Source organism: Pseudomonas sp. A1230, from assembly GCF_044218825.1.
In the GTDB taxonomy this organism is placed as follows: domain Bacteria; phylum Pseudomonadota; class Gammaproteobacteria; order Pseudomonadales; family Pseudomonadaceae; genus Aquipseudomonas; species Aquipseudomonas iridis.
Genome location: NZ_CP162582.1, coordinates 1,918,792 through 1,945,587, shown reverse-complemented (window position 1 = coordinate 1,945,587; position 26,796 = coordinate 1,918,792). Strand labels below are relative to the sequence as shown.

The 26,796-nt window shown below is 55.3% G+C and carries 22 protein-coding genes and 1 pseudogene; 3 read left to right on the top strand and 20 right to left on the bottom strand.

Annotation, left to right across the window (positions count from 1 at the left end; genetic code table 11):
- Nucleotides 1-356 precede the first annotated feature (356 nt).
- Nucleotides 357-1,133, top strand: a complete 777-nt coding sequence (locus tag AB4P97_RS09300; RefSeq protein WP_395602521.1) for a hypothetical protein — start codon at nucleotides 357-359, stop codon at nucleotides 1,131-1,133.
- On the opposite strand, the pseudogene tnpC reads toward AB4P97_RS09300, so the two are convergent.
- The 10 genes and pseudogenes from tnpC to AB4P97_RS09250 all read right to left on the bottom strand — a co-directional run bounded on the left by tnpC (nucleotide 1,093) and on the right by AB4P97_RS09250 (nucleotide 11,202).
- Nucleotides 1,093-2,533, bottom strand: a pseudogene (gene tnpC / locus AB4P97_RS09295) (IS66 family transposase). The gene AB4P97_RS09300 and the pseudogene tnpC overlap by 41 nt on opposite strands.
- Before the next feature lie 561 nt (nucleotides 2,534-3,094).
- A complete protein-coding gene (locus tag AB4P97_RS09290) occupies nucleotides 3,095-4,159 on the bottom strand; it encodes a fimbrial protein (protein ID WP_395602520.1) in 1,065 nt (354 codons plus the stop codon).
- A 186-nt stretch (nucleotides 4,160-4,345) separates the two neighbouring features.
- A complete protein-coding gene (locus AB4P97_RS09285; protein ID WP_395602519.1) occupies nucleotides 4,346-4,780 on the bottom strand; it encodes a hypothetical protein in 435 nt (144 codons plus the stop codon).
- 93 nt (nucleotides 4,781-4,873) lie between these two features.
- Nucleotides 4,874-5,968, bottom strand: coding sequence for a fimbrial protein (locus tag AB4P97_RS09280; RefSeq protein WP_395602518.1), 1,095 nt, complete (start codon nucleotides 5,966-5,968; stop codon nucleotides 4,874-4,876).
- The gene (locus AB4P97_RS09275; RefSeq protein ID WP_395602517.1) at nucleotides 5,956-8,427 is read right to left on the bottom strand and encodes a fimbria/pilus outer membrane usher protein; all 2,472 of its coding nucleotides are present in this window, start codon (nucleotides 8,425-8,427) and stop codon (nucleotides 5,956-5,958) included. The genes AB4P97_RS09280 and AB4P97_RS09275 overlap by 13 nt, the downstream gene beginning before the upstream one ends.
- A 111-nt stretch (nucleotides 8,428-8,538) precedes the next feature.
- Nucleotides 8,539-9,279 carry a molecular chaperone gene (locus tag AB4P97_RS09270; protein ID WP_395602516.1) on the bottom strand — a complete coding sequence of 247 codons (741 nt, stop codon included), beginning with the start codon at nucleotides 9,277-9,279 and terminating at the stop codon, nucleotides 8,539-8,541.
- A gap of 91 nt (nucleotides 9,280-9,370) precedes the next feature.
- Nucleotides 9,371-9,919 carry a fimbrial protein gene (locus AB4P97_RS09265; protein WP_395602515.1) on the bottom strand — a complete coding sequence of 183 codons (549 nt, stop codon included), beginning with the start codon at nucleotides 9,917-9,919 and terminating at the stop codon, nucleotides 9,371-9,373.
- Between the two features lie 240 nt (nucleotides 9,920-10,159).
- Nucleotides 10,160-10,642 (bottom strand): autotransporter outer membrane beta-barrel domain-containing protein, encoded by a 483-nt coding sequence (locus tag AB4P97_RS09260; RefSeq protein ID WP_395602514.1) that lies wholly within the window; start codon nucleotides 10,640-10,642, stop codon nucleotides 10,160-10,162.
- Nucleotides 10,569-10,799 (bottom strand): autotransporter outer membrane beta-barrel domain-containing protein, encoded by a 231-nt coding sequence (locus AB4P97_RS09255; RefSeq protein ID WP_395602513.1) that lies wholly within the window; start codon nucleotides 10,797-10,799, stop codon nucleotides 10,569-10,571. The genes AB4P97_RS09260 and AB4P97_RS09255 overlap by 74 nt, the downstream gene beginning before the upstream one ends.
- Nucleotides 10,711-11,202: a pertactin-like passenger domain-containing protein gene (locus tag AB4P97_RS09250; RefSeq protein WP_395602512.1), complete on the bottom strand. Its 492-nt coding sequence runs from the start codon at nucleotides 11,200-11,202 to the stop codon at nucleotides 10,711-10,713. The genes AB4P97_RS09255 and AB4P97_RS09250 overlap by 89 nt, the downstream gene beginning before the upstream one ends.
- Here AB4P97_RS09250 and AB4P97_RS09245 point away from each other — a divergent pair.
- Nucleotides 11,146-11,520, top strand: a complete 375-nt coding sequence (locus AB4P97_RS09245; RefSeq protein WP_395602977.1) for a hypothetical protein — start codon at nucleotides 11,146-11,148, stop codon at nucleotides 11,518-11,520. The genes AB4P97_RS09250 and AB4P97_RS09245 overlap by 57 nt on opposite strands.
- Nucleotides 11,521-11,755: 235 nt before the next feature.
- Here AB4P97_RS09245 and AB4P97_RS09240 read toward each other — a convergent pair whose 3' ends face one another.
- The 6 genes from AB4P97_RS09240 to AB4P97_RS09215 all read right to left on the bottom strand — a co-directional run bounded on the left by AB4P97_RS09240 (nucleotide 11,756) and on the right by AB4P97_RS09215 (nucleotide 19,494).
- Complete coding sequence (locus AB4P97_RS09240) at nucleotides 11,756-12,184, bottom strand: hypothetical protein (protein ID WP_395602511.1); 429 nt, start codon at nucleotides 12,182-12,184, stop codon at nucleotides 11,756-11,758.
- A gap of 261 nt (nucleotides 12,185-12,445) precedes the next feature.
- Complete coding sequence (locus tag AB4P97_RS09235) at nucleotides 12,446-13,219, bottom strand: OmpA family protein (RefSeq protein ID WP_395602510.1); 774 nt, start codon at nucleotides 13,217-13,219, stop codon at nucleotides 12,446-12,448.
- A gap of 10 nt (nucleotides 13,220-13,229) precedes the next feature.
- Entirely contained in the window at nucleotides 13,230-13,643 is a 414-nt protein-coding gene (locus tag AB4P97_RS09230) for a DUF4398 domain-containing protein (protein ID WP_395602509.1), read from the bottom strand.
- A 259-nt stretch (nucleotides 13,644-13,902) separates the two neighbouring features.
- The gene (locus tag AB4P97_RS09225; protein ID WP_395602508.1) at nucleotides 13,903-17,529 is read right to left on the bottom strand and encodes a transporter substrate-binding domain-containing protein; all 3,627 of its coding nucleotides are present in this window, start codon (nucleotides 17,527-17,529) and stop codon (nucleotides 13,903-13,905) included.
- Nucleotides 17,530-18,156 carry a response regulator gene (locus tag AB4P97_RS09220; RefSeq protein WP_395602507.1) on the bottom strand — a complete coding sequence of 209 codons (627 nt, stop codon included), beginning with the start codon at nucleotides 18,154-18,156 and terminating at the stop codon, nucleotides 17,530-17,532. It abuts the gene before it with no gap.
- 147 nt (nucleotides 18,157-18,303) lie between these two features.
- Nucleotides 18,304-19,494 carry an EAL domain-containing protein gene (locus AB4P97_RS09215; RefSeq protein WP_395602506.1) on the bottom strand — a complete coding sequence of 397 codons (1,191 nt, stop codon included), beginning with the start codon at nucleotides 19,492-19,494 and terminating at the stop codon, nucleotides 18,304-18,306.
- 306 nt (nucleotides 19,495-19,800) lie between these two features.
- Here AB4P97_RS09215 and AB4P97_RS09210 point away from each other — a divergent pair, with 306 nt between their 5' ends.
- Nucleotides 19,801-20,121, top strand: a complete 321-nt coding sequence (locus tag AB4P97_RS09210) for a type 1 fimbrial protein (RefSeq protein WP_395602505.1) — start codon at nucleotides 19,801-19,803, stop codon at nucleotides 20,119-20,121.
- Between the two features lie 813 nt (nucleotides 20,122-20,934).
- On the opposite strand, the gene AB4P97_RS09205 is transcribed toward AB4P97_RS09210, so the two are convergent.
- The 4 genes from AB4P97_RS09205 to AB4P97_RS09190 all read right to left on the bottom strand — a co-directional run bounded on the left by AB4P97_RS09205 (nucleotide 20,935) and on the right by AB4P97_RS09190 (nucleotide 25,800).
- Nucleotides 20,935-21,954: a fimbrial protein gene (locus AB4P97_RS09205; protein WP_395602504.1), complete on the bottom strand. Its 1,020-nt coding sequence runs from the start codon at nucleotides 21,952-21,954 to the stop codon at nucleotides 20,935-20,937.
- A complete protein-coding gene (locus tag AB4P97_RS09200) occupies nucleotides 21,951-22,688 on the bottom strand; it encodes a molecular chaperone (protein WP_395602503.1) in 738 nt (245 codons plus the stop codon). The genes AB4P97_RS09205 and AB4P97_RS09200 overlap by 4 nt, the downstream gene beginning before the upstream one ends.
- Nucleotides 22,689-22,736: 48 nt before the next feature.
- Nucleotides 22,737-25,181 carry a fimbria/pilus outer membrane usher protein gene (locus AB4P97_RS09195; protein WP_395602502.1) on the bottom strand — a complete coding sequence of 815 codons (2,445 nt, stop codon included), beginning with the start codon at nucleotides 25,179-25,181 and terminating at the stop codon, nucleotides 22,737-22,739.
- A gap of 85 nt (nucleotides 25,182-25,266) precedes the next feature.
- Complete coding sequence (locus AB4P97_RS09190) at nucleotides 25,267-25,800, bottom strand: fimbrial protein (protein WP_261735259.1); 534 nt, start codon at nucleotides 25,798-25,800, stop codon at nucleotides 25,267-25,269.
- Nucleotides 25,801-26,796: the final 996 nt, after the last annotated feature.

Here is a 26,796-nt window from a genome sequence, read left to right as displayed (position 1 = left end):
GTCGGTAAAGACGCCAGCGAGAAGTTGGATTGCACGCTGGGCGTGTTCTTGGTCGAGCAACGCAAAGACCGATGCAGCGAGCGAGTGAGATCGGCCAGTAACAACCATTAATTTGCAGGTAAGCAGGTCGCTGCACAGGTTGCATCCAGGGCGGGTATCCTGATGCGCAGACTGTACGATCAAAGTTTCGAACGGCTAGCGCTATTAAAAAGTCGTCTTCTTTGCGTTGTCATGAAGGTTGGCTAATGCGCCCACGGCATGGATTTTCTACGTGCATAACCAGGAAGGCGTGCAATTGCTCAAGGCCTATCTGCCACTCTACCTACATATTCCCTAAGCTTAGTACCGGAAAATTTATGACTCAGGTTCCTCAACGTTACCTTGGCGTATGGAAGCGGCGTTTGATCCAGCGCTGCTCAGGGTACTCGGACAGCGAAACCGCTGTGTATTGGCTACAGACACCGCGATTGTTTGCAGATCTGCGAATCCCCAAAAACCCGCTTCCAGGCCTTACGCTAGAGAGTCTCAGCGACTCTCAACGCCAGGCCTTATGTAAACAGCAGGGCTTTGCCGGGGTGACCCATGTAGACGCCGACATTTGCCAATGGCATCGCAAAATGGACTATCAGCCGGTCAGTGGCGATGAGGACATCGGACGCATGCACTTTGAAACCAATGATTGCCTCATAGAAACAGCTTTGGATGAAAGCTACTACGAAATTTGGGATCGCTTGCCCCTGTCTCTTGGCGCTTTTCGTGGCCAATGGTTGCAGGCGATGGATGAGCCATCGCGTCAAGGTTGTTTACTATTAGCCGGAGACTACTTTATGTTCGCCGCCAGCCGTCCTGAGCCACTGTTGCCGGGTACTCATTTGCAAGAATTGTTCAGCCAAGCTGAAAGCTCAAAAACAACCGCTTCTCTTTTAGCCTGCGAATTATCTTTTGGCCAACATCACGCAGGAGATGCACCATGGAAAATCGGGTGCTCAACACTCCCTGCAAAAATTGGCCAGTTCCTGCTCCCATCATTGGTGGATCCTTTTGCACCAGATATTTTCGCCAATGATGCTGTTCTGTCTTCACTGGGCACGTTCATCCCGGCTGGAGGTTGGCGCTGCGCGCCAGATCCGTGATTTCCCCAGCTTCATACCCGTGTGCATTCGGGCGCCACGTAACCGCATGCCACCTATGGGGCAGCAACTGATCGAAGTCACTCACCCGCTGCGTCGACAGCCGCGTAAGAACTTCCTTTAAGCAAATACACGGATCATGACCATTGAGCCGCGTCGACTTTATCAAACTCATGATCGCCGCCGCCCGTTTGCCCCTACGTAACGACCTTGCAAAGAGCAAGTTCTTGCGCCCAAGTGCCCATGGCCTGATTTGGTTTTCGGCCCAATTGTTGTCAATGGGTACTGCCCCGTCATCGAGGTAGCGCGATAGTGCTGCACAGCGTTACAGGCTGTAATCGAGTGCTGTGCTAATGGCTAAGCCTTCGGGCACCAGATCGCGCTGGCCGCTCATCCAGGTATGCAGCCAGTCTCGATCATGCTTATTTGTAACCGCCAAAATCATCGCAGACCAGCTTGCCCTGCCAGTCATTCAGGAAGTTGCGAGCATGTTCTCCGGCGCGGCTGGTTGAAGTCACAAGCTACCGCCGCCACGTCCGAGAACTGGCTGGTGGCGTAGACCCAAACATAAGAATGGTGAGTTTGCTTTGTTCCCGACATGAGCATTTGCACGGGTGTTTCATCGTTTTGGATGACTTGTTGCCCGAGTACCACGTCGCGCAGCGCATAGACCAGCGGCTGCAACTGAACCCCAGTCACACGAACCCAATGAGCTAGGGTTGAGCGTGGAATCGCCAGACCCGCTCGACCGAAGATCGACTCCTGACGATAATCGGCAGGTGGTTGGCAAAATTGGCGATCATGACGTGGGCCAACAGGCCAGCAGTCGTAATACCCTTATCAATAACTTGAGCCGGTACGGGAGCCTGGGCAAGCGTTTCGCAGTCATAGCAGACCCATTTGCCACGTACATGGCGTTCAACAGTAAATACGCCGGGCGTGTAGTCCAGTTTCTCGCTGACGTCATGGCAGATGAGCTTGAGGCTACATCCACATGGGCAGTGAGTGTTGTCCGGTTTGTTATGGATCAGTGCACTTGGAAAATCGGCCGGTAATGCAGTTCGCCTGGGCTTCTGCTTTTTCTCGGCCGCCGGTGGCACTGTTTGCAAGGCCTGAAGCTCTGCTTCAATCACTGTGGTATCTGTATCGATCAGGTCATCGAGCAAATTGGCCTGCTCGGGACTCATCTGCTCGCTGCGCTTGGGAAACTTCAAGCGCTTGAGTTGCGATCTCGTGGGTCAGTTTCTCGATCAGCGTTTGATCACGGTTGATCTTCTGGCCCATCGTCTCAACGGCTTTAACCATCGTTTCGACCGTCTTGCCCAGCTGTCGGCCTGCTGGTCGAGCGTCTCGACACGCTCCATCAACTGCGCCGCCAAGGCGCGCGGTTGTTCAGAGGTCATGTGATCGAGATTAGGTAGCTAAGTCATGTGGCGGATTTTGCCAGAGCAGGCAATCCGCGGCGATAGACCGATAGGCTATTGCCAGCCGTTAAAGCAGTGTGATTGAACCTCCAGAACCCGCGCATTGCCATGGCAGACCCAGCCCAAATGCCTGAAGTTGCCCGGTATCCAGTTCCATTTCAGGGCCGTGGCGATTGCCCAGTCCAGTGAAACTAGCCTTGGTTCAATCGGCGCGCTGCCAGCCATATTCATGGCTTTTTCGTTTGTCGTGTTGGTGGGTGGGGCTCCTTTCCTTACAACTCGTTTCCACATTTTTTTGTCCTCTCCACACCCGTTCACTTATCTAAACAACCAATACGATTTGAACCGAAAAAACGTGCTTAGCGGGAGGCCTTAGATCCAACGGCGTATCGATAATGGGCATAACTAAAAAAACGACAACTAAATTTCGAACACATTGCACGCGCGACTGTTCTAGATAATGGGGCGCCGAAGAAACTAAAAGCCGCGATTTGACAAGCGAATAAATTGATTAGATTAGGTAAAGGCCTCCTTGACGACTCAGCGGTAGGTAACCGAAAAACTAGCGTAACCGTTGGCACTTCCGGGGTTTGGAGTAGGCCCATTCCCGGTCTGAATATAACGGGCCTTCAAAGGCACCGTCGTCACACCATTTATCACGCGATTAAGCCGTACCGGTTTTCCAAGATTCATTGGGGTGCCGTCACTCTGCAACACTTGAATTGCAACACCTTGGGCTGTCGAATCGCTGGAAAGACTAAGAACCCCGTTCGTCGCGTCGATGATCGTTGATGTCTTGTTGCCATCAATTTGAATGTTCGCAAAATTGCCGGTGAAATACGAATTAGACCCGTTGCTAGGGTAATTGCTACCGGCGATACAAGAGTTGAGCGTAATCGCAAAAGGCTGGGAAGCGGTAGTTGAGTTCTTGCCATTAAAAACGCGCTTTTCCCAGGTCCCCATCGGAACATCGATCTGGTTACCCGGCGCCGCAGGCATCGTACAGCCGGCCAATGTAACATTCGCAGTAAAGTAAAGGTCGAACATGTGGCCCATATCTGATGCTCCGGTAGCCACCAACTGGTTGATGCTGTGGGTGCCGGGAGCGATGTCGCCGGTTTTAACGAGGGCATAACGCATGATTGCCGACGGCATGACCGCGGTCGAAGCGGCGCTACGCGTCAGACGAAAAGGAATGAATCTCCTCGGATTACCTGCTGGCGTTGACCAAGCGGTCGCAAAGCCTGTCATGTAAATGGCCAGGCCAATCCCAGGTACGTTGGTTTGCAGAATCGAGCCCGGCGGGGGATTCACTACATCCACGGGAATATTGCTCACCACGGGGCCAACAAGAGAAGTGCTGTAGCTTGCAGTGCCATAGCAGCTCAATCTGTCCCCAAAATTGATAGTTCGCATAGTCGAAGCGGTATTCAACGTAGTGCCTACAGGCACATCGCGCGGAGCGAATACCGTTCCACCTGCAAGAGTAAGCTGCTTGGGCGCATTGTTTCCTGAGTCCCAGCTGCAGGCAGCCATTACAGGTTCCGCCGCCATTATAAAGGCGACCACACCAAGGCAGCACAACAAGCGTCGTTGAGTATTCATTGTTTAAGTCCTCGAGGCTGTACCTGAAGGCGCTTCAGGACATCACCTACACACTTTGAATTGAATGGCGTACTCGCCTTAATGGAGAAATTATCGTTGGTGGCGCTCGCTCGGCATGTAGCTTGCGTCCCGTTGATCTGTAGGAAATTTCCTAGAACTTTGAACAGCGCTAAGCACAAGAAACGATCAGCCGCTATGGGGGCGCGCGACTTCGAAGTCTGGATCGATAGTCGAAAGGAAGTCCCTCAGTTCTGCCCCGTCGATGGCTCGAATCAGGCGCAGCTGTTGACGCGCGTGTTCGCTGAAGGTTCTCGAGCGGTAATGCTTACGTTTCGGTTCATAAATCAGCACGTGACGAAGGCGCGAGTTATGCAGGCAGAAATCTCGGGGGTCGACACCTGTCTTGCCGATCAGCTCGGCGTTGACCACCAGCAGGTCGAAACGGCCGGTCGCCTCGGGATTGTAGTGGGTGAGCGTCACCATTTCACGGAAATTGGAGGCGGTTGCGATCCGGAAATAACCCAACGCTGTTAGCTCCCTTACAATCAGTGATCGCTGCGAGATTTGCTGATCAGCTACTAGGATTCTGAACGACTTGCTGGATAGCGGCGTATTGACCATTAGCAGGTACTCGATAAGTGGAATACCCCATACGGTACTGATACGCAGCTCCCGACTATGTAGGAAGATTCCCAAGCGCTCGCGCAAGCCGTGTCATTTATAGGTGAGCGTGAAATTGGCCGTCGCATTGGCCGCGCCGGGTTCCGGACCGGTGGTGCTGCCGGCAGTTTGTATGTAACGCGCACCGAAAGTCAGTGTTGTAATGCCATTCCTGACGGGCATTACCGGCACCTCGATTCCTAGCGGCATGGTAGTTCCGTCCTGCTTGAGGATTTGCACCGCGACATTCTTGGCAGTGCCCTCGGAGTTGAGACCCAGTATTCCCTGCGCTGCATTGACGATGGCCGAACCTTTGGCGCCTTCTAGTCGAATATTCGCGCTGTTGCCCTTGAAGTAGTTCCAGCTCGGATTTGTGGCGTAGTTGCCTGCGACGCAGTTATCCAGCGGAATCTTGAACGGGACGGTTTCGGTAAAACTGCCCGGGCCCTTAAAAACTCTTCGCTCCCAGCTTCGAAGTGGCACTTGCAGGACTTTACCGACCGACTCGGGCAAGCTGCAGCCGGCCACCGTAACGCTGCCGGACACCATGCCGGTGACGAAGGTAAACGTCGAGTCGCTGTTGTTCACATCGATCCGATAGGCCTGATAGCCATTAAAATTATGCCTCCCCGCAGCTATCGGCCCTGTCTTTACTAGGTAAAGGCTGTTGGTCATGCCTTGCGTGTAACCCCCGGTTCCGCAACTTTTGAACAGTATTGGAAAAGCCCAGCTTGAACTCACCCGGCAGATGAAATTCTGTCGAACTTCGTTGACGACAGCCACTCCGATACCCGGCACGTTGGTCTCAAAGAGCGATGCCCCGACGATCCCGCCGACGGCTGCCGTGATGGTCTTACTTTTGGTTCCCATCATGAAGCCCTGAACAGTAAACGCCGTTCCGGTCGTACATGTAAGGTTAGGGAATCGCGCGTATTTCGCCGCCCCAATGGTCGAACCGATAGGAGCATCCTGCGGGATATAGACGTCGCCAATGGTGTGCAGACTGCCGCCGTTCGTTTCGGTGCAACCGGCGAAAGCCTGCTGACCACAAGTCAACGACAGCAACACAGAGACCGAAAACAGCAGCTTGCCCACAGCCCCGCACCCGTCAACTTCAGAGTACCTCTGTTCCATTTTTATGGCGCGCATGTCGCCTCCATTACACGATACCCATCAACCACCGGTGCCTGACTGATATCCAGCTGAATCTGGCAGCGCTGCGACGCCTTTTCGCCCCACTTCATGCTGTAGGTTTTACTTTCGCCGACCGACAACAACACCTGCCCTGCCTGGCCAACCACTCCGACGCTTAGGCCATTGTCATCGACAACGCTGGTGCCGAACGGCAACAGAGCTCCATCCTTGAGTCGCACATTCAGCAAGACCTTTTCCGAACGACTGGCGGCGAACGTCGCCTTGACCACGGCACCGCGCCTTGGCACCACGTTGGTCACGCCTTCGGCTATATCGACGTTGGTGTCCAACTCACTGGTGTCTACTGCGACTCGGTTCTTGCGGTATGGCGTTACAAAAGGCACCAGGGCGTAGCCGTCCTTGTTGGTCAGCGTGCCGGGCGCATTCAGAACCCCGACGTTTTCCGTGTCCTTGACCTCTACCAGCGCCACGGTTTCGCCCAGCGTCTGACCGAACTCAAGGCCATCACTATGGGCCAGCAACGAACCAGCAGCGCTGGCCGACATCTGCCGGTAACCGCTGCCGACACTTACGCCCGCCCCCAGTTGGGCATAAGGCGCGCGATAACCGACAAGGGCAGAGCCGTTATTGCCTGCGTTGTCAGAGCGATTGGCGTTTACGTTGTAGGTCACTTCGCCGTTGCGTCCGCTCAAACCGGCACGCTGGTCAAGGCTGCCATCGTTATTCCGCGTGAGGGTGTAGGTCCCGGTGCTACGGGTCTTACCAATCGGCATCGACACGGTGAACACCACCTGATTGTTCTGGCCGACGTTGTCAGTAAGGGTCTTGCTCGCATAAACGCCATACGTCACGCCTTTGTACTGGGTGTTGAAGCCCAGTTGCATCTGTTTATCCTTGCGCGAGGTGCCCCAATAGTCCTGCTGACTCATGTTCAAATAGAACGATCCATAGCTGTCCAGCGCCTGATTGACACTGGCCTCTACCTTGCTGCGCTTTGAGGTCACGTTGAAGTCGTTCGGCTCCTGCAGGCTTACTGCTTCATCAAAGTCGCGATAGCCTTCGGTAGAATAGCGATAACCGGCAAAACGCACCGACGTGCCGGTTTCAAAGGCCTTACCGTATCGCAAGCCGATACTCTGGCCCTTCTCTTTACCTGCCGGGGCTTCGGTGCTGCGGGGTACATTAGTCTGGGCCTGGGTGACGTCCAGCGATACGGCGCCAAAACTGCCCAGACTCTTGCCGACTCCGACCACTGCGGCGCTGTAGAAATCGGCACCAAGCAAGCCGCCGTAAAGCGTCACGTCAAACGGCAGACCATAAGCCAAGGACGCTTGCGCAAAGGCCGGACGCGAACCGCCATCCACGGCGTCGTACTCACCGGCGGTCACGCTGTAGCGCCAGGTTTTCTCGCGCAGCATGTTCGCCAGCGTGGCGTATGGCTGGGTGAAACGGCGCTCGCGACCATCGGCCTCAGTAATGATAATTTCGAGGTCACCACTGCCCGACGCGGCGTTGAGGTCGTTAATCTCAAATGCCCCGGGTGCAACATAGGTGGTGTAGAGCGAATAACCATTCTGGCGCACTTCGACCTTTGCCTGAGTCTCGGCGATGCCGCGAATGATCGGCGCGTAGCCCTGCATCGAATCGGGAAGCATGCCCATGTCGGATGCCACCTGCGCACCGCGAAACGGAATGCTGTCGAACACATCGCCGGGGGTAAAACTCTCGCCCAGGGTCAAGGTGCCCTTGATTGCGCTCAGGTCACGCTGAGCGTAGGTATTGCTGTGTTGCCACTCACGTACGCCATCCTGGTCCTGACGGAACGCAGAGCTGGAACGAAACCGCCAGTCACCCAGGTTGAAACCACCGTTGGAATAGAGGTTGTACTGAGTGCTGTTGCCACGTGCATCACTCTGATTCTGGGAAGCGGAAACCTGATAGTTGAGCATCGCTGCGTTGATCCCGCGATCCCATTCTTGAGGCGACACGAAGCCGGCGGCATCACGACGCAACGCAATCTGCGGCACGCTGATGTCGAGCGCCAGGCGGTTGGCATCGAAGCTGACCGACGCGCCCTCAATCAGCGTTGCCAGGTCAATGCATTCTCCAAGCGGCATGTTCGGCGTCTGGAATGCATCGAGCTTGACCCCGATCTCGGTCAGGAAATCCGCAGACAGGCACGCACGCACCTCACCGCTCTTCTCTTCCTTGGCAAAGGTCATGTCGCGGCGGTCAAAAAAACTCTGATTCAAGCGCACCACCACCGGATAGGTACCTGGGCCAATGCTGCCGCTGTTGGCGATTGCATCAAGATCCAAGTTCGGACCAGAATTGGCGCCGCCGAATGACTGCATGAAGCTGGAGTCAAACTTCGCCGGTTCATCGGCATGCACTACCCCGGCCATCAGCGCAGCCAGGATGGCGGCGGACAGCTGCAAAGAAGTAAAAGGCACGGACGGACAGTCAAGATTCAGGGCATCGGTTCGCATGACAATACTCAATACGCTTCCGCCACGCGGCGACGGCAGCGTGCGGATACATTCGCAAGGGTGAGGACGAGGGTGTTATGGAGTGCTGGTCAGGGAGATTTTCTGAGGCTGGCTGTAGCCGCCGTAATCGTTGATCGCAGAAAACACCACTTCCCCGCTGCGGCCACTGAAGCCGGGCAGCTCATAGCGCTGGCTGCTCTTAGGAGCGACCATTTTCGGCTCGTTGACTTCCACGCTCTGTGCGCCTGCAGCGACCTTCACGCCAATGAACGAGACGTGAAATGCCGACGGGTTTTCGACCACCAGTACCGGCTTACCCTGCTCTTGCGTCAGGCTCCAGCGCAGTTGATCTAGTGCATCCAGTGAATTGCCTTTGAGATCAGCCGGCCGATAGAACAGTTTGATTCGGGTACGCATGGCGATTTTTAGGGTGTTCTGGTCTGCCTGGCCGGCGACCGGAATTTCTTGGGCATTGAAGTAAAATACCGACTCGCGATCTTTGGGAAGATCACCTGGGACTTTCTGGATCCGCACCATTTGCTCTTTGCGAGGGTCCAGACGAAACAGTGGCGGCGTCGCAATGAAAGGAGTGGCCGTGGTGTTGTCGTCCGCCTCGGTGTTGATCCAGGTCTGCACCGCGTAGGGCTGTGAGGTGGTATTGCTGACGGTTATGGATGCATCACGCTTGCTGCCGTCGAACACAATACGCGTGCCGCCGAGCATTACACCGGCTTGGCTGTAGGTGCTGAGCAGCGAGCTGCCGAGCAACAGAGCCAGTACAGCTGTGGTTTTGAAAGGGGAAACAAAGCTTTTCATTTCGATCACCTCGTGTCGCAGTAGCCGTCGAAGCTAAGGCGAGGGAAAGGACAGCCAACGCACAATGGCGCTGGCTGTTCATCGACTTAACTTACTGATAATCGACAGTAAAAGCGGCCTTCGCATTGGCCGGACCTGCGGTTGCGGCGCCAGTAGCGATGTAGTTGGCGGTGAAGCGCAGCGGCTGGCTCAGATCCAGGTATGGAGACGACTCCAGACCCAGTTGCAAGTCCTTGCCAGCGGCGTCCTTGATCTGTACGGCCACGTTGGTCGCTACGCCTGCTTCGGGAATCAGGCCGATCCACTGCCCACTGGCGCCAGCGTTGCCGCTCAGGGACAGGAATTTGACCACCGCTTTTTTGCCAGTGACGTTGCAACCAGGCGCAGTGGTATCGATAGTCAGGGTGAACGCACCACCACCGGCTACTTGGCCTGCCGTGGCCAGTGCGGTAGCCGGCACGTTGCCGAGCCCCACATCGCCAGCACCGGCCGAACCGTTTAGGTCGTCGACCACCACTGGACAGGTGTTGTCTGTGACGCTGCCGATGAAGTTGATTTCACCATCGGCTGCCATTGCAGCTTGAGAGGCTGCACCGAGAACCAAAGCAAGCGACAAACCTTTAAGAGCAAACTTTTTCATGATCACATCCAAATAATGAAGGAGTGTCTTTAGGCCTTTCCGGCCCTCAGACGGGTCGACGTTGCCTGCCCGGCGTCGGGCCATTGCGTTTCGTCTGTGTTCATTATCGGGATACGGGGGAAGCACCTATGTAGGACGCTTCCTCGCACTTGTAGGAAAATTCCGAGCGACGTCATCCAGCACTTTTGTTTCGCGCAAAAAAAACGCGTGGCTGCAAGCCACTCGCTTTTGAGTACGGCATTACCACAGGTAGCGATAAACAACGTTCACGCCGAATGGCTGACGGATACCGTTACCGTGGGCAAGCTCGGCCTCAAGGGATAACTTGCTGTTTTCGCTGACCTGCAGCACCGCACCGAAACCCACCTTCAGCCGATTGCTAGGCAAGGCTGCCTGCAGCTTGTTGGCATTGATCGAAACGCGGCTGTTACCGGAGTGCTCAGTGATGTAAGACGCTTTTGCATAAAGCTGGACCTTCATCCCGTTGTCCAGATCAAGGCTGCGGCCTACCAGAGCCCCCAATCGACGCTGCAGCGAATCCAGTTGGTCGGTCTTGACTTTAACCCCGTTGCTGATGGTGTAACTTGAGCCCTGAGTGCGCGTAGCGGTAATTTCAAGCTGAAGCTCAACGAACCAGCCGTCTTTGAGATTAATACGCTTGCCGATCTCGACGTTCGCTCCTACGCCATTGGTGCTGTAGGAACCCTTTACCGTTCTGCCCATGTTGGTCGGTGTCTTGATCTACGCCGCTGATGTCCTGGGTGTAGTCCCGACTGGAACGCTCACTGAATTCAAAACGCTTGCCGATGGCCCTGGCCCAGACGCCACCTTGATCCATGCCCATGCGCAACTCTACGAGGTGCTTGGTCAGGGTATTCATCTGCGCACTCCATAGTGCTAGCACCGGCCGTATGGGAAGCGATTGCAGCGTTTGCGCCTTTGAATAGAGTTTCAGGCGCATGATCAGGGTCGGTCGGCGGCGTTGGCACCACCGGATCAACTGGAGGCGTCGGTTTAACGGATGCTTCTTGCTCGACCGGCGCGGTTGGATCGACCGGGCTATCCGTATCCACAGTGGCATCTGGATCGACCGGTGTGACGAGGTCAACTGGTGTGACAGGATCTACAGGTGCAGGGTTTCCAGGGGCCGGGATATTCACTACCCTCGCAAGTAACCAGTCATTACCTTCCTGCTGCAGGGTGTAGCGAAAAGCACCGGCGTCAACATGTCCACCGTACAGGCCGAACCTGTCACCGCCACCGTTGGTATCTACCAAAAGCACACGACCGTTCTATGTCCCGAGCTCATGGCCCGAATCACTCACCACCAACGTATGGTCGCCCTTCGCCAGGCCAATCCCTTTCACTACCAGCAAATCGCCCGTTTACGTGGCAAGGTTCGTATTAATGAGAGAACTGCCGCTGCCGGAAAGGGCATTGACAGAGAAGGTCTAGAAGGCGCCGTCGTCTGCCGGGGTGAAGGCCAAACGCCCACCGTTGAGGTTCATCGAGTCCACGGCTTTCACACGTTCTCCATGACATTGACGGTCCCCCCTGCTCGGCAACCAGCTCATTGGCCTGTGCGCCGCGATAAAGGTTGATTCGTCCGCAGTTGCTGACTCTGCTGTGATTCGCCGTGCACCGTCGTAGACGCTCTGCAAGCCACCGTCACCCATGTATGTGTATCGCCAAGGCCCCACCAAGAAAGCTTGTAAGTAGGCTCTGTTCGCCGCCTGTCAGAATGAGCGTATCTCGCGCAGTACCTTGGTTTATCAGCAGCTGCTGGCCACCGTCGTTGATCACCGTTTTTGTAGCAGCGCCTCCAAATGTCAGTGTCTACATCCCGTTGAGGTTGATCACCGTGCCATTGGCCAGACTGTTCCTGTTCTGCACAGTTTGCGAACCGCCATTGAGAATAGTGTTGTTAGCCACACCGGAAGTGCATATAGATTGTGACGCACCAGCGCTAATGATGCTGCGATTGGAAGTACCGCTCAGAATAAGTTGACGCCCTTTCACCAACGCATCGCTCGAGACGCTCTTGAAAAAAACCGACTGCGAGCCAGCTGCTTCGATCAGCGTGTAATTGGCCGTACCGTCGGCACCGATACTCTGCACGCCCGTAACGACTTCACCCTCGACTATCGCATTCTTCTCAACCACCGCCGTATAAGCCTGTGCAGACATCGGCAACGACAAGATGATGGCAAGCAAAACAGCCGGACGCATCAGGATGGCGTGTTGATTCGGGTTGAGCGTCTTCATGTTCAGTACCTCCGTCGTACCACCGTACCGGTGGCAGAATGCAAAATATTGGGGCCGAGTGTCGCCTGACTGCACTCAGTCAGCGCTCGGGTGAGGTCTGTAATTTAGTGAGCGAGGGGGCAAGTGAGAGTTGGAAGATTCTCTTCGCGTGTAGGAAATTTTCGAAGCGAAAGGAATGGCCAACTAACCCCTGTTGGCAAGTTCGAGGTCACCAGAAAAACGCGCTCCCAGAAGGGAGCGCAAAGAAGTCAAGACAATGGATTAGTGACGCGCTTCGATCGCCTGCGATCCATTCGATAGGATCACCTCGACCCTCCGGTTTTGCTGACGACCGGCAGCGCTGCTGTTATCCGCGATCGGAAACTGCTGGGCAAACCCTTGGGTCACGATCCGGCGACGATCCACGCCCATTTGCGACAAGGCATTGGCAACCGAATTGGCCCGGCGCTCAGACAAAACCTGATTACTCGACTCACTGCCGACATCGTCGGTAAATCCTTCTACCCGCACCTTGCGTTCCGGATTATTACCAAGAAAGTCGGCCAGTTCCTGGAACTTGCGCTGGCTGCCGTATTTTAGATCGGCCTTGCCCGTATCGAACAGCACATCGCCAAAGGTAACCACTTCGCCACGCTTGGTTTTGTGCGCGTTCATCGCTTGCAGCGCCTTGAGTTGCTGAGTACGCACGTCGAGTTGCACCTGGGTACGCTCAGCGTCGATCTTCTTCAGTCCTGCTTCAGCTTGGCGACCAATAATTGTCTGTTCAGCCAAGGAAACTTTCTGACTGGCCAGGTAGCTCAACTGCTCGACTTCGGACGCTTGGCGATCCTCCAAAGACGCCTGGTCAGCCTTGTTCAAAGCCATGAACGCGGCCTTCGTTTCGATAGCTGCCAGCGTGTTTGATTCAGGCCTGTTCTGCAGCGCTGCGAACTGCGCGCGGGCTTCGAGCAGGTTCGGGTTTTCCGGTGGTGTTGCACAACCGGCCAGCATCAACGCAAACAACGCAGCGACTGGCAGTAATTTGAAAGCGGACATGGGGCATTCCTTATTCGGCGCGGGCAGGCGGGTTGAAATCGGTAAGCGGGTCTTGAAGCATTTCCTGCTTGAGCACCTGAATTCCACTGCGAGCGTCTGTTAGTTGCTTGTCCCACTTGGTCGCACGTGCCTTGCGCTCGGCGAGGTTGGCGTCGGCTTCAATCTGCTCGGCCAACAACCTGGCGCTCGCGTAGTTCTTTTCGCCCAAGGCGCGCTCCATCAAGAACAGCTTGTCCTGCGCAGCTTTCATTTCCAGCGGCGCATATTGGATTGCATCCGCTGATACGGCACGGTTGACTGCGTCCTTGGCCAACGTGATCTGCTGTTCCGGCACCGGTACACTGGTACAGGCACTCAAGGTCGCTGCTACAACCAGTCCGCCAAGAGACATACGCACACGAGAAGACATACGTTGAAGGGTCATCAACTGCTCCAATCATTAAATGTGGGAGGAACAAAACACTCGTACACAGCACCCTTTCTTGCTGAACCGAGTGACCTGCTCACTGCATCCGGCAGGTCGACAGCGTCCTTCATGCTCCCGCATAAGACCGTTATCAACCGCTCGGTACGCGTATCAGCTAAACGCTGACACCTCTGCAACGTTAATGAGGGAGTACGCCTGAAGATGTAGGAAAATTCGCAACGATGATCGTCTGTAGCAAAAAAAACACGTCCCGCCGCTATCCTTTCAGATAGATTTGCAGTTGCCCCGCCAAATGTTCCATCGATTGTTGCAAGACATCCACCGCATCGGTCAGGGAACTGTCATCACGGGTCTCAGTGGCCCGCTCCAGCGCCTCACAAGCTTGAATCAGCGACTCAGCCTTGATAATACGAGCGCCGCCTTTGACTCGGTGCGCAATGTCGGCGAGTCCTGACAGATCATGCTGAGTAAAAAGGCGCAGCAAACTAGCCTTGTCGTCTTCGATACTTGTGGCCAGGTCACTCAGCAGACTCTTGATCGAAGCTGCGTCTCCACGTGCTAACTGCTCCAGACTGCTCAAGTCTATGCCGTCGGACATAGACTTCGACTCACGCTCTTCAATGAATGGTCTGAGCTGCGGATCGACACACGCCAGACGCGCGCTCAGGTCCTTCAGACTGATTGGTTTGAAAAGACAATCGTCCATTCCGGACTCGATGCATCGCTCCTTTTCCTCTGGTTGGGCATTTGCGGTAAGGCCGAGCAGCAGGCCGCGTGGCACACCGCGCGATTGCTCTTCATCGCGAATCGCGCGAGCGAGCTCATAGCCATTCATCATTGGCATATGGCAGTCGGTTATGACGACGTCGAATGTTTCGTTGAGCCAAGTGCGCAGGCCGTGGGCACCGTCCTCTGCATCCGTCACCTTGTGGCCGAGATAATTGAGTTGTTGCGACAACAAGAGACGATTGGCCGGATAGTCATCGATCACTAGAATGTTCAGCGAGTGGCCAGTCCTCGTGGGTTCAACTTCAGACACAGGTACTGCGTCAACCGGATCCAAGGTCGGCAAGTCCAGACGTACCTCAATTTGCGTACCCTGCCCCAACTGACTGTCCATCGTTAACGTACCGCCCATCATCTCGCACAAGGTACGACTGATTACAAGACCCAACCCAGAGCCACCCTGAGCCAACTGGCCATGATTGGCAGCCTGAGTGAATGGACTGAACAGGCGTTGCTGATCATCTTTGGAAATACCGCGACCACTGTCTGCAATCCGCACGCAGACGTCCACCCGCTCGTTGCCATTATCGCGTACTTGCGCGCTCAGGCGAACCTGCCCGGCATCGGTAAATTTGATAGCATTGCTCAGCAGATTGGAAATCACCTGCTTGAACCGGAGCGGATCGATCAGTAAGTCAACATTGCTCTCGGGGTCCAGATCCAGTAGCAGACGCAAACCTTTCTGGCGGGCCACACCTTCAAAAATCCGCACGACGGACTCGATCAGCTCACGTAGATTGGCACGCTCGGGCGACAGCGATAGACGACCGGATTCAATCCTGGCGATATCGAGGATATCGCCAATCAGATCCAGCAGGCCGCGCGCCGCGCCAGAAGCGACCTCAATGGCAAAACGATCCATGATTCCCTGATCAGCTTTTCTCATCGCCAATTCAAGCATGCCGATGACAGCATTCATGGGCGTGCGAATTTCATGGCTCATGGTCGCCAGAAACGTGGTTTTCGCGCTATTAGCATCGTCGGCATGGCTCTTAGCTACACGCAACTCCTGCAGCAGTTGCTCACGTTCGCTGACATCGATCCAGCCGGCAATCATCCCACTGATGGCGCCATCACTGCCGCGGTATGGCAGCATCCAGTGATATATGGTCAGTATGCGCCCGTCGCCCATTGTCAGGCGGCGGTCCTGAATCCGTGGCAGTCCGTCTTCCATCACCTGCACATAATCATTCTGAAAAGTCTGCGCTTCAGTTGAATTGCTTAGCACCCCTTCAGTCACCTTCTTATCGATCACCGCCTCCCGCTCGACGCCAAACGCCTGCAAATAGCCGCTGTTGCAGATCACCAGCCGGCCATGGCGGTCACGCACATAAATGGGATGCGGCGTTCCATCGATCAAGACGCGCATGAACTCCATTTGATCATTAAGGGCTATTTCCGCCTCACGTCGCTTGCGTATCAACCGACGCAGATAGGTGATCCAGCCGAGCGCAATCAATAGGAGGATGCCCGCAATGAAAAATCCTTTAATGATAAAGCTGCGATGGCGCATCCAGTAACTGTCGTTAACCGATACTTCACTACTCCAGCGGTTGGTCATCTCATCCATTTCTTCCGGAGAAATGCTGAGCAACGCTTTTTCGAGGATTGAATACAGCTCCAATGCACCACGATTGGTTGCAATCGCTATGCGCGCAGGCTTTGTACCGACGGTACTGCTGATCTGCAACTGCCCGCGGTACTGACGAGAGATCAAGTAACGGGCATTGATCAATGAGTTGATTGCGCCGTCGACCTTTCCTAGCGCAACCATGGCCATCGCATCGGCTGCATTCTGTGCCGGGACCAATTGCACGTTAGGAAACTGTTCAATCAAATATTCGCGCACTGTGTTACCGCGTATTAGCGCGAGACGTTTACCGGACATCTGATCCAATGTATTCGGTTTATCATTGCCGCTGGCAGTGACCAAAACAAATGGAGTGGTCAAGTAAGGTCTGGTGAAACGCAAATCGTTTTCGCGCTCTGCACTTGGGGTAAATGCTGCGAGCATGTCGGCCTTGCCGCCGATAACTTGACCAATCAGATCACTGACCGAATCTCCCCGCTGGAGATCGAATTTCAGACCAGTGCGAAGGCTAATTTTGGCCAGGACATCAGCGCTCAATCCGCGAAAGTTTCCCTCCTCGTCGAGAAAGGTGAGAGGCAGGAAGTTTTCGTTGATGACAACTTTTACCCGCGGATGACGATCCAGCCAGCGCTGTTCAGACGTACTCAACTGCAAACCTTGCAAACCAGACATTTGCGCGCCACCGGCATCCCAACGGCGCTGGATAGTCATGCGCTCATCGGCAGGAATGGAAGTCATTGCTAGATTGAGAATTCGCAGCAGTCGACCGTTTTTTCGCGCCAAGGCAAAACCGAACGGTTGCACTTCTATTCGCGAAAATCCGCTTAGCTGAACATTGTTCAGGTAGTTCTTGTTGATCAGATAATTGGAGCTGATCGAATCGCCCAGATAGACATCAGCCTGACCGAACGCGACGGCCCCGATCCCGCTCAGGGTTGAGGGAAACACCTGCACTTTGGCATCGGGATAGAACGCTTTGACTTTCTCCGGCGGGAGATAGTGGTAAAGCATCGCCACGCGCTTGCCTGCCAAGTCGACCGGCAGGGTCTTGTTGTCGCCGATTCGGGTGACCAGCGTCGGCTGGTCATCGGCATAAGGCTGCGAAATAACCAGCTCCGGGTCGTTGGCCTCGTATCCGTTGGCAGTCCCGAGCAGGTCGATCTCGCCTTTCTTCAGCGCTGCCAAGACTTCCCCGCGTGAGTCATAGCGGCGAACCTCGATCTTCACGTGCAGCAATTGCGAGATCAACTGTGCGTAATCTGCCGTCAATCCTTCGTAATCTTTTTCATTGCTGGTGATGCCGAATGGCGAGTAGTCCGGTGTCGAGGTGCCCAAGACTAGACGGCTTTTCTGCCGTAGCCAGCCCCAATCGTCCTCGTCGAGAGAAACGGAATATTCATCCACCACCGAACGCCCGAGAAGCTGCAGGGGGGTGGAGGCCATCGACCCGGAGGGCAGCCACGTACAGAGCAGCATGCCGAATAGACATACTCTGAAAATATTCATTCAGATCAGGTTGTTGCGCTTGGCAAATTCGGCGAGATATACCACCGACTTAACCTTGAGCTTCTCTATCAAACGCGTCTTGTAAGTGCTGACGGTTTTGTTGCTCAGCAGCATGACGTCGCCAATCTCCTTGTTGCTCATGCCCACGGATAGTCGTTGCAAAATAGTCAGCTCCCGATCGGAAAGGCTCTGTATAAGCTCTAGATCCGTGGCGGTGGTATCACTGCGACGTACCGAACTGGTGGCCAGGTTGGGAAAGAATGTGTAACCGTCCATCACGGCCTTGATGGCTTTGACCAACTCGCCCATATCATTGGTCTTGGAGATGTATCCAGCCGCTCCGGCCTTCATGCAGCGCATTGAGTAAAACAGCGGTGACTGCGAAGTCAGCACCAGAATCTTGCTGGGCAGGCGTAAAGCACTGATGCGCGAAATCACTTCGAGTCCGTCAAGCTTGGGCATGGCAATATCTAGGATGATCAGCTCAGGCGTATGCTCGCGTGCCATTTGCACAGCGTCGGCACCGTTGTCCGCTTCAGCCACCACCTCGAAATTTTCCTGTTTCAACAGCATTTTAACTGCGGAACGAATGAACGGGTGATCGTCCACAACTATTGCTTTAAGCATAAAAACCTCTTTAGGACACGCCAGCGAGCGACTACGTCAAGGTCATGCGCCATGATGGACAAGTACTCAGACAGTAGTCGATATAAGAAACATCACAAAGACCAGAGCGAAGAAAAACTCTTCAGAGTTGAGCCGGTTAACAGGTCGTTATCCACGAACGCGGCGGCGTTCCTCCAGCCATCGCAGAAGCTCATGGCCCTTCATCGGTCGCGCCAAGTAATAACCTTGACCAATTTCACAACCGAGGTCATCAACTCTGTTCAGAATTTCCAGACTGCTGATGCCCTCGATAACCAGGCTCATACCCAGTGATCGCGCCAGAGATTGAGTGGTAGCAACCATCACCCGATTACGTTGGTGATCCGGGCGGTGGACGAACTTGCCGTCCAGCTTGATCTGATTGAAAGGTAACTGACACAACAATTTCAACGAAGAGAAGCCGACGCCAAAATTGTCGATTGATAGTTTGCAACCTAACAGGCGCAAGCGCAGCAAGTTTTCTTGAGTGGCAGGAGCAGTGTCCAGCAAGCCATTTTCGGCCAGTTCAAACATCAACATAGAGCCTTCGAATTCCTGGCGTTCAAGTGTCTGCTTGATATGTTCGACGAGTCCGTTGCCCACGAGTTGAGAGGCATGAAGATTAAAAGCCAGCTCAAGATTGACTCCCTCATTACGCAGAACTCCCATCAGACTCAATCCCTGCTCCAGCAGCTGTTTGAATATCTGATCAATAAGGTCATACGCCACTACGGCAGCCAGAAAGTCGGAGGGCAGCAAAACCCCCCGCGATGGATGCTCCCAGCGCGCGAGTGCTTCGACTCCAATCACCGCGCCCGTATCCAACTGAAATTGCGGTTGGAACCAGGCACGGAATTCCCCTAGCGCCAGACCTTGGCGCACCTCGTCTTCGCTGGGTAACTCCTTGTGCTGAGTGCTCAACGATGAGTCGGTTCGGGTAGGACTGTAACGCTGTAGCAGGCGATAAAGAGATCGTTGCTGAATCGGACGGCTTAACACGCCCAGCAATTGAAGCCCCGCCAGCGATTGCATCTGCCCCAGCGCACGATGCAGTTCCGGTTGCAATTCGCTGCACAGCACCACAGCACGTACCATGCCGCTCTGACTAGCGCCGCGTAAAAAACCGAGGCAATCCAGCCCACGGTTTCCCAAGTCGCACATCACGATGTCGACACCGCCATGCAGATGTATCTGAATCATTGCCTGATCGCAATCTGTGGCCTCCACTACGTTACGCACGCCTAGACGTTGCAACATCTTGACCAGCACGTTGCGCACAAAACCTTGATTTTCCAGCACCAGAATTCGTGGAAAGACCATCGTCAAACCATCGCTTAATCGACCCGAGAGGGCGAATCTTAGCGAGTGGCTTTGCTACATCGCGAAGGATTCGGCCGACAGCCTTGTAGGAAAATTCCCAGCGACTTGATCTTGGCAATATTCTGAATCGGAGAGCTCGATACGAATTTGATGGCAAAAGCGCCGAATTTGGTAGTGCCTGCTATAACTTCCTCAAGTTTCAAAGATTGTTGACGACCTAGATTCTATAATCCTGGAGCGTAAAACATGAGCAGAAGATGTCTGGCAGCCGTACTCAGCCTTTGCTTCACATCTAACGGAACCTGCTTGGCGGCATCGCCAGTATCGCAGGGCATTATCCATTTCACTGGCAGCATTACCGAACCAAGTTGTGTCGCTCAATTACTCGCTGGCGCCGTCGTGGATCTGCAAGGCTGTCCATCGACCAGCCACGGCCCGAATCTCGACGCCAAGCATGTAACGCCTCCTCTTACAGTTGTTGCGGTTGGCCAAACACAAGTAAACGTCAAGCTACTGCCTGGCAGCGGTCGAAGTGAACGGAACTACGAGAGGCAATATCAACTGGTTGACGAATATGATTCGCCGGTGCGCTCGGGAAAATACGTCGTTACCATGATCCTGCCCTGATATTGAGAAGGCACAACGGCTGAAAGTCCGGCTGGAAACATGAAAGCCGTCAATCGCGCGCGGTCCTATTCTAGACGAGCCCTTGTATCAAAAAGCTCGGCAATCATGCGTCAGGGCTGTTATGGCCAAACGCGATAGCAGGTGATTGCGTTTGGCGAAATAAACCAGATAGACCAACGCTTTCGTTTAGCCGCCGATCAAAAGCGCGCCTCGTATGTACTGATCGTCTTGATGCTCAGCAGCATTGCCTCGTTGAACTGCTGTTGCTCAACCGTTAACGAGCTACTGCAGGATCATCAAGTCGCGGCGGGGCAGCGTCTGAATGAGATTCAGCTCAAGGACATTTAAATTGCTGCGCCGTACCAAGCTGATGGCAAGATTGGGAAAGAAGATATTGCCCTTCGGGACTGTCTTAAACGCTTTACCAGCTAGTTGATGTCATTGGTCTTGGAGATCAACCACGCTGCGTCAGCTTTCATGCAACGTATCGAAGGGCTCTGCGCCGATTGTGGGGCCAGTACCAGAGTTTTTGAAAGCAGGCTCAAGTACTGATACGCGAAATAACTTCGAAGTCGTCCAGTCTTGGACATGCCTATGACCAGCACGACCACACCAGAGGCGTGCTAGCGAGCTATTTGCAGCGCATTGACGCCATTATCCGGTTCAGCAACGACGTCGAAGCTTTCCTGCTTGAGCAGCATTCAACCGAAGATCGAATAAACGGATAATTATCCACAATCGTTGCCTTAGGCATAAGTCTCTCTGTAGATATCCCTTGCCCAGTTACCCCAGCATGCGTCGCGCGCTGCTAATTCAGTAATAGATGACCTGCACCACCATTATCGCTTCAAACGGCCCGACTTTAGGGTCGCCCAGCGAAACAACCGAGGCACTGAAAGGCACATCGATATGACTGACGTCGGCCGGAAAATTGGCCAGCGGAAACGGTTCGTTGATCGGTACCAGGTTGTTCTGCGCATCCCTCACCTGAATAGCGAACTGGCTATCCCCCGCCGGCAAAATGTTGTACTCGCCCTGCTGACTGGCGGTGACGAAGGTCGCGCCGATGTTGATTGCGCTGCTGCATTTCTTCTCCAGGGCCAGGCTGAATGGCTTGGTCGGGTTGGGTGGCGAAAACCCGGTGGCGGTTTTCTGGATCACGCCGAAGTCGACGATGCCCGGTTCCGGGGTCACGGTGACATCGACCGTACACGCGGTGCCGACGATGTTCTGCAATCCGCTCAGTTGAAAGCGGAAGTTGCCGAAAGGGTTGCTCGGGCCGCCATTGAGTCCGTACAGGCCGTCAAACTGAAACACGTCGTAGGTGTCCTGGGACGGACGCTGCAGCGGCAGCAGACCTCTTTTGCGGATCACCACTTGAAACGCGATGCTTGGGGTCACGCGTGAACAGGCCAACATGTCGGCATCATTGGCCGCGCCAGGGCAGCCACGGGATATATAGCCACTGTTGACGCCCTGCGTCGGGTTGGCGCTCCAGTCGCCGTCCCACGAGGTGACCTGGCGGTACACCAGGCCGAACTCGATGCCCCAAGGCGTGGCGTCGAGGCCGGCCGGGTTGCCATAGAAATAGATCGGATCGTCTTCCTGAAAGTGAATGTCGTGCACCTTCCAGCAATCGGCGGGCACCACGTGGGTTTTCGAGCGCCAGATGATCGTGCCATCCGGCACGGTGTCAGGCACCGAGACCGGGCCGATGTACTCGCTCAGGTAGCTGCCGCCCTGCGACGACTTGCACACCAGTGCCCAGGACGCCTGGGAAAACGCCAGCAGCAACGCGACCACGCCCAGTCTGAGCAACGCGCGGTATGTCATGGCTTCACGGCCTTGCACACATTGGCTGCGCAGGTGAACAGCGAGTCGGTCTGGCCGCCGAAGTCATTCATGTTCGAAACCCGCAGTTCGCTGAAGCTGGTATTGCTCAGGGCAATCCGGGCGCCGCTGAAGGGTGCGATCATCAGCGTATCGATGGGCATTTTGGTCTGGTCCGGGCCGGTCAGCAGACCGACCACGGTGATGTGAAACGGCGAAGGATTGTCCACCAACAATTGCTTGCCGACCGGGTCGATTTTCAAGTTCATGCGCAATGCGAGATCTTCGCCGCGCTCACGCTTGGCGGCTGCCGGGCGGTAGAACAACTTGATCTTCGATTGCAGCGCAATCTGCATCGAATTCACCGCTTCGGTCTTCGGTGGAATCTCGCGCACGTTGAGATAGAACACCGACTCACGGTCGGTGGGCAACGCCACATCCGGCAGTTTGACGATGCGCAGCACGCTACTTTCATTAGGCTCTATGCGCTGCAACGGCGGCAACACCATGAACGGTGAACTGACCTTTTTGCTGTTCTGGTCTTCGATCCACGACTGCACCACGAACGGCAATTGCGGGTTCTTGTTGCTGAGTGTGACGCTCACCGACGGTGCGCTTTCTTCAAAAATGACCCGCGTGCGATCCGGCACCACGGCCGCGTTGGCGAGCAGTGGAACAGACAACCCGACCAGCAGGCTCAGGCGGTTGAATAAAGGCTGGATCTTGAAAACTGACATATGGGTTCTCCACAAAAATCAAGGAACAGGCATCGATCGATGCCCGGATTACAGGCACCGCACGGGCTTGGCGACATTGCTCAGCACGTCTTCTTCCGGCAAAACAGCCAGCGTGCAGCTCCTGGCTTCGTCCCAGCGTGCAACCAGTCGCGCGCCGCTTTTTGCGCCGAGCAAATAGGTCACGCCCGCCTCGCCGACGATTGCGACTTCCTTGTTCGTGTCCTTGTCCTGAACTGATGCGCCAAACGGCACCGGCTGACCGTTGGCCTGAGTCAACGCTACGAGGGCGTTGTGGCCCTGGCCGGTGGCGAAGTTGACATAGCCGATTGCGCCCTCGGTCAAAGCCAGGCGCTGAATCGGGTTGGTCACTTCGGTATTGAGCGGCAACTTCTCCATGTTGACCCGGGCCTCGTAGGCCTGAAACGAAGGCAAGCCATCCATTACCGCGTAGCCATCCTTGTTGGTCCGCGCCTGGCCGGTGAAGGCCACGTCCGGCACGCCGTCGGTGGACACCAGCAATCGCGTGTCGCCATTGGAACCATTTCCATGGGCCGACACGCCGTAACGGGTCACGACCAGCGAGCTGTCAAGTTCGCCGGTCAGCGAGCGATAGGTGCTGCCATCGGTGGTCGCGGAGGCGTTGGCGCGATAAGTCGAGGCACGTTTGCCGACGTAGGCATTCACGTATTTGTTGTCGCCCACGCCGCCATACAGTTGATAATTCACGCCCTGCCCGTCGTCATGGCTGTAACCGGCATTGGCCGATGCTCCACCGGAGCCAGAACGCTGGAAGTTGCTCGACAACATCGAATTGCCGCCCAACGGAATGCTCACCCCGAGATAGATCTGCGAGTCGTTGCGCTGCGCATTCTGGGTCTGGTACGCCGACAGATTGACGTTGATGTTCTTGACGTTGCCCACGGAAAAGCTGCGCGCCAGCGACAAGCCAAAACGGTCGGACGGCGCCGCGTCCCAATAGGTAGAGTGATCGTAGGAAAAACTCGTGGACAACCAGCCGAAATGCTTGGCCAGCGTCACCGAATAGCGCTGCTTGCCCGAGTTCAGGGCATAGGAATCGGGATCGCCGACGAACTGCGAGAAGTTGGTAAACGTTCGGTCGGAAAAACGGTAACCGAGGAAGCGCAGATCGGTGCCAATGCCATCGAAATGTTTGGAATAGTTGATGCGGTACGAGTTGCCCACCGCCGTCTCGCCGGTCCAGCGCAACTTGGCGCGCGAGTTGGTGATATCGGCTGAGAGCGCACCGAAAACTCCGAGGTCTTTGCCGACGCCAAACGCGTTCGACAGGTAGTCGCTGGCCGCCAGCACACCGCCGTAAAGCGTCCAGTCGTGGGGTAAGCCGTACGCCATTTCCGAAGCGACGAACCCAGGTTCGGTGCCGCCACTGCCTGTGAGTCGCGGCTGACCTGCCGAAACCTTGTAACGCAACTCGCCTTCGCGCGACAGAAATGGCACCGCCGCCGTGGACACGGTAAACGTCTGCTCGCTGCCGTCCTCTTCGCGCACAGTCACGTCGAGCGTACCCTGCACGCTGCTGTTGAGGTCCTGAATGCTGAACGCGCCCGGCGTCACGGTGGTCGAGTACAACACCCGGCCCTGTTGCGAAACCGTGACCGTCGCGTTGGTGCGCGCCAGGCCGCTGATCAAAGGCGCATAGCCACGCAGGTTGGGCGGCAACATGCGGTCGTCACTGCTCAGGGTCGCGCCGCGCAGCGCGAAAGTATCGAACACGTCGGAGTTCAAATAGTCTTCGCCGACGGACAATTTCGAACGGATCGCCGGCAACGCACGGTAGGCGTATAGACGATTGAGCTGGAAGGCCTTGTCGTTGATACCGCGATTCTGCTCGCCGGAATTGTGTTGGGCCTGATAGTCGGCGCGAACCCGCCAAGCGTCAATGTTCAGCCCGGCGGTGCCGTAACTCTGCAATGAACGCGAGTCGCCCGAGGCAGCGCTGGACTGGCGATCGTTGGCAATCAGCCGGTAATCCAGCAGCGCGCCATCGAGGCCGTCGCTCCAGGCAGCCGGAGGAATGTAATTGGGGTCGTCGTACTCGAAGGAGGCTTGCGGCAGACTGATCGACAGACGACCGAGGTTTTTCAGGTATTTGATCGTGGCGTTGTCGATGGCGCGCAAGTCCACGCACTGGCCACCGGCGAGGCGCGGCAAGCCTTTGAACAAGTCCGGTTTCAGGCCAAACATGGTCACCAGTTCTTCGTCCAGGCACGCGTAACTTTCCTGCGGGTTGTCGCCAGGTTTGAATTCGATGGAGCGAGTTCCGAAATAACGTTGATTAACCACAATATCCAGCAAGTATTTGCCCGGCACTGTGTATTGCGCATGGGTGAACTGGCCGAGGCTGATATCGTCATTTTGATCAATGTTCAGAAACTCGGTATTGAATTCCAGCGCAGACGAATAACGCGCGCAGGAGAACAATACGCAAGACACCAATAGTTTGCGGCAGTACACGGAAAGTACCCTTCAATCAGCAACGTAACGGACAAGAAAAAAGGGGCTCTCGCCCCTTTTCCTTACAACACTCGATACGGGCGTATCAGTTGTAAGCCACGGTGAAGTTGGCAACGCTGTCTGCTTCACCGGTGGTCACGGTCGCGGCGGTGGCTTCATACATGGCCGCGAAGGTGACGGTGTTGTTGCCGTTCTGCAGGACAACCGGTGCAACTTGCTCCTTGCCGTTGTCGAGCATTTCGCCGGCGCTGGCCTGCAAGCGAATACCAACGTTTTGTGCCAGACCCGTGGTGGCGAACAGTGCCGGAACTGCTGGGTCCTGGACGCCGCTGAAGGTGAAGCGGGCGTTTTTCTGGGTAGCGGTATCGCAGTCGGTCAGGATGATGTCGAACTTGGTCGGCGTCGAACGATCACCGATCGCCTTGAACTGGTTCGATGGCACCTGGCCCAGGGACACGGTCTGGTCCAGGGAGCTTGCGTCGATACCGCAAGCGCCGGAAACGATTTCACCGATGAAGCGCACAGTCCCCGGGTTGCCGCTCGCCGGCGTGGCGGCGTTGGCGAAGGAAGCAAGGCCCATGACAACAGTTGCAGCGGTAACAGCGACAATCTTCTTCATTTAATCCATCTCTTGGGATAATTATTGATCAGGCCGAGAGATCCGACTTGCAGACTATTGATTACCAGCCACTAAACTCACTGTTGATATTCAGTGACTCTCGAACAACTGCCAGCTCCCCTTCCATATGCTCGGCAGTTGTCGAAAAAGTTGTGTGGTAATAAATGATCAAGCAAGTTGCTTCTCTCTGCTCCGGGAAAAATAATGCGCGACACCCAGAAATAGAAATGTAAGAAATTTCCGCCCGAACTGTAGGACCTTTCCTACCAGACGATCTAGCCAAAAAGCCACTGCGATAAATTCTCGTTCCCAAGAGGTCCCTGCTCCTTGCGAAACTGCATCCGCCGTCTGCACTAGACAGTGCTCGTTCAAAATCCGGAGATTACCCTTGCGCGGGCTCAGCGGACGGGGCACAACGAAGTTGGTCGCTTCGAATTGAGCTGAGACGTGGCTGTACACATGAAGCCGCTACTGTTGGTGGCGAGCAGCAACGGCAGTCTTGCTCGGATCGGCAGTATCGCGGGTCAACGCTTCAATGGCCAGCACATCGACCTGCTTGCTTGCTGTTGAGAGACAGGACCAGCCAGCCGTTTTCTTACGCCCGGTCAATGTAGGTTGTTGACCGTCCGACGTGCGCGGCGAAGGCGCTTTCGAAAAGTTATGCAAATGCGTGTCTAAGCCCGTCTTTTCAGCGACTTTTCAATGAATCCTTTCAAGATTTCAATGATTGAAATTTCAGTAAGCTGGCGGGCCTACCACTAACACGATCCCGCGGGTTTCCGACCCCGTACCCTTCGAAAGTCCCCAGGGTCCCCGGCGGTTTTCTGCCCGGTCCGGTCGGTCGACTCAACATTCGAGTGCCATGCCCTGCCCCCATCCCGTTGGAAAGACGGACATCCCTGCGAAGGTTTCAGCTAGAGAGATTCCGCGAGTTCGATAACCCGTGTAGGGGGCGGCCCTCGGGGAGGACCCGTGAAATCTGCGCCCCGTCCGGCC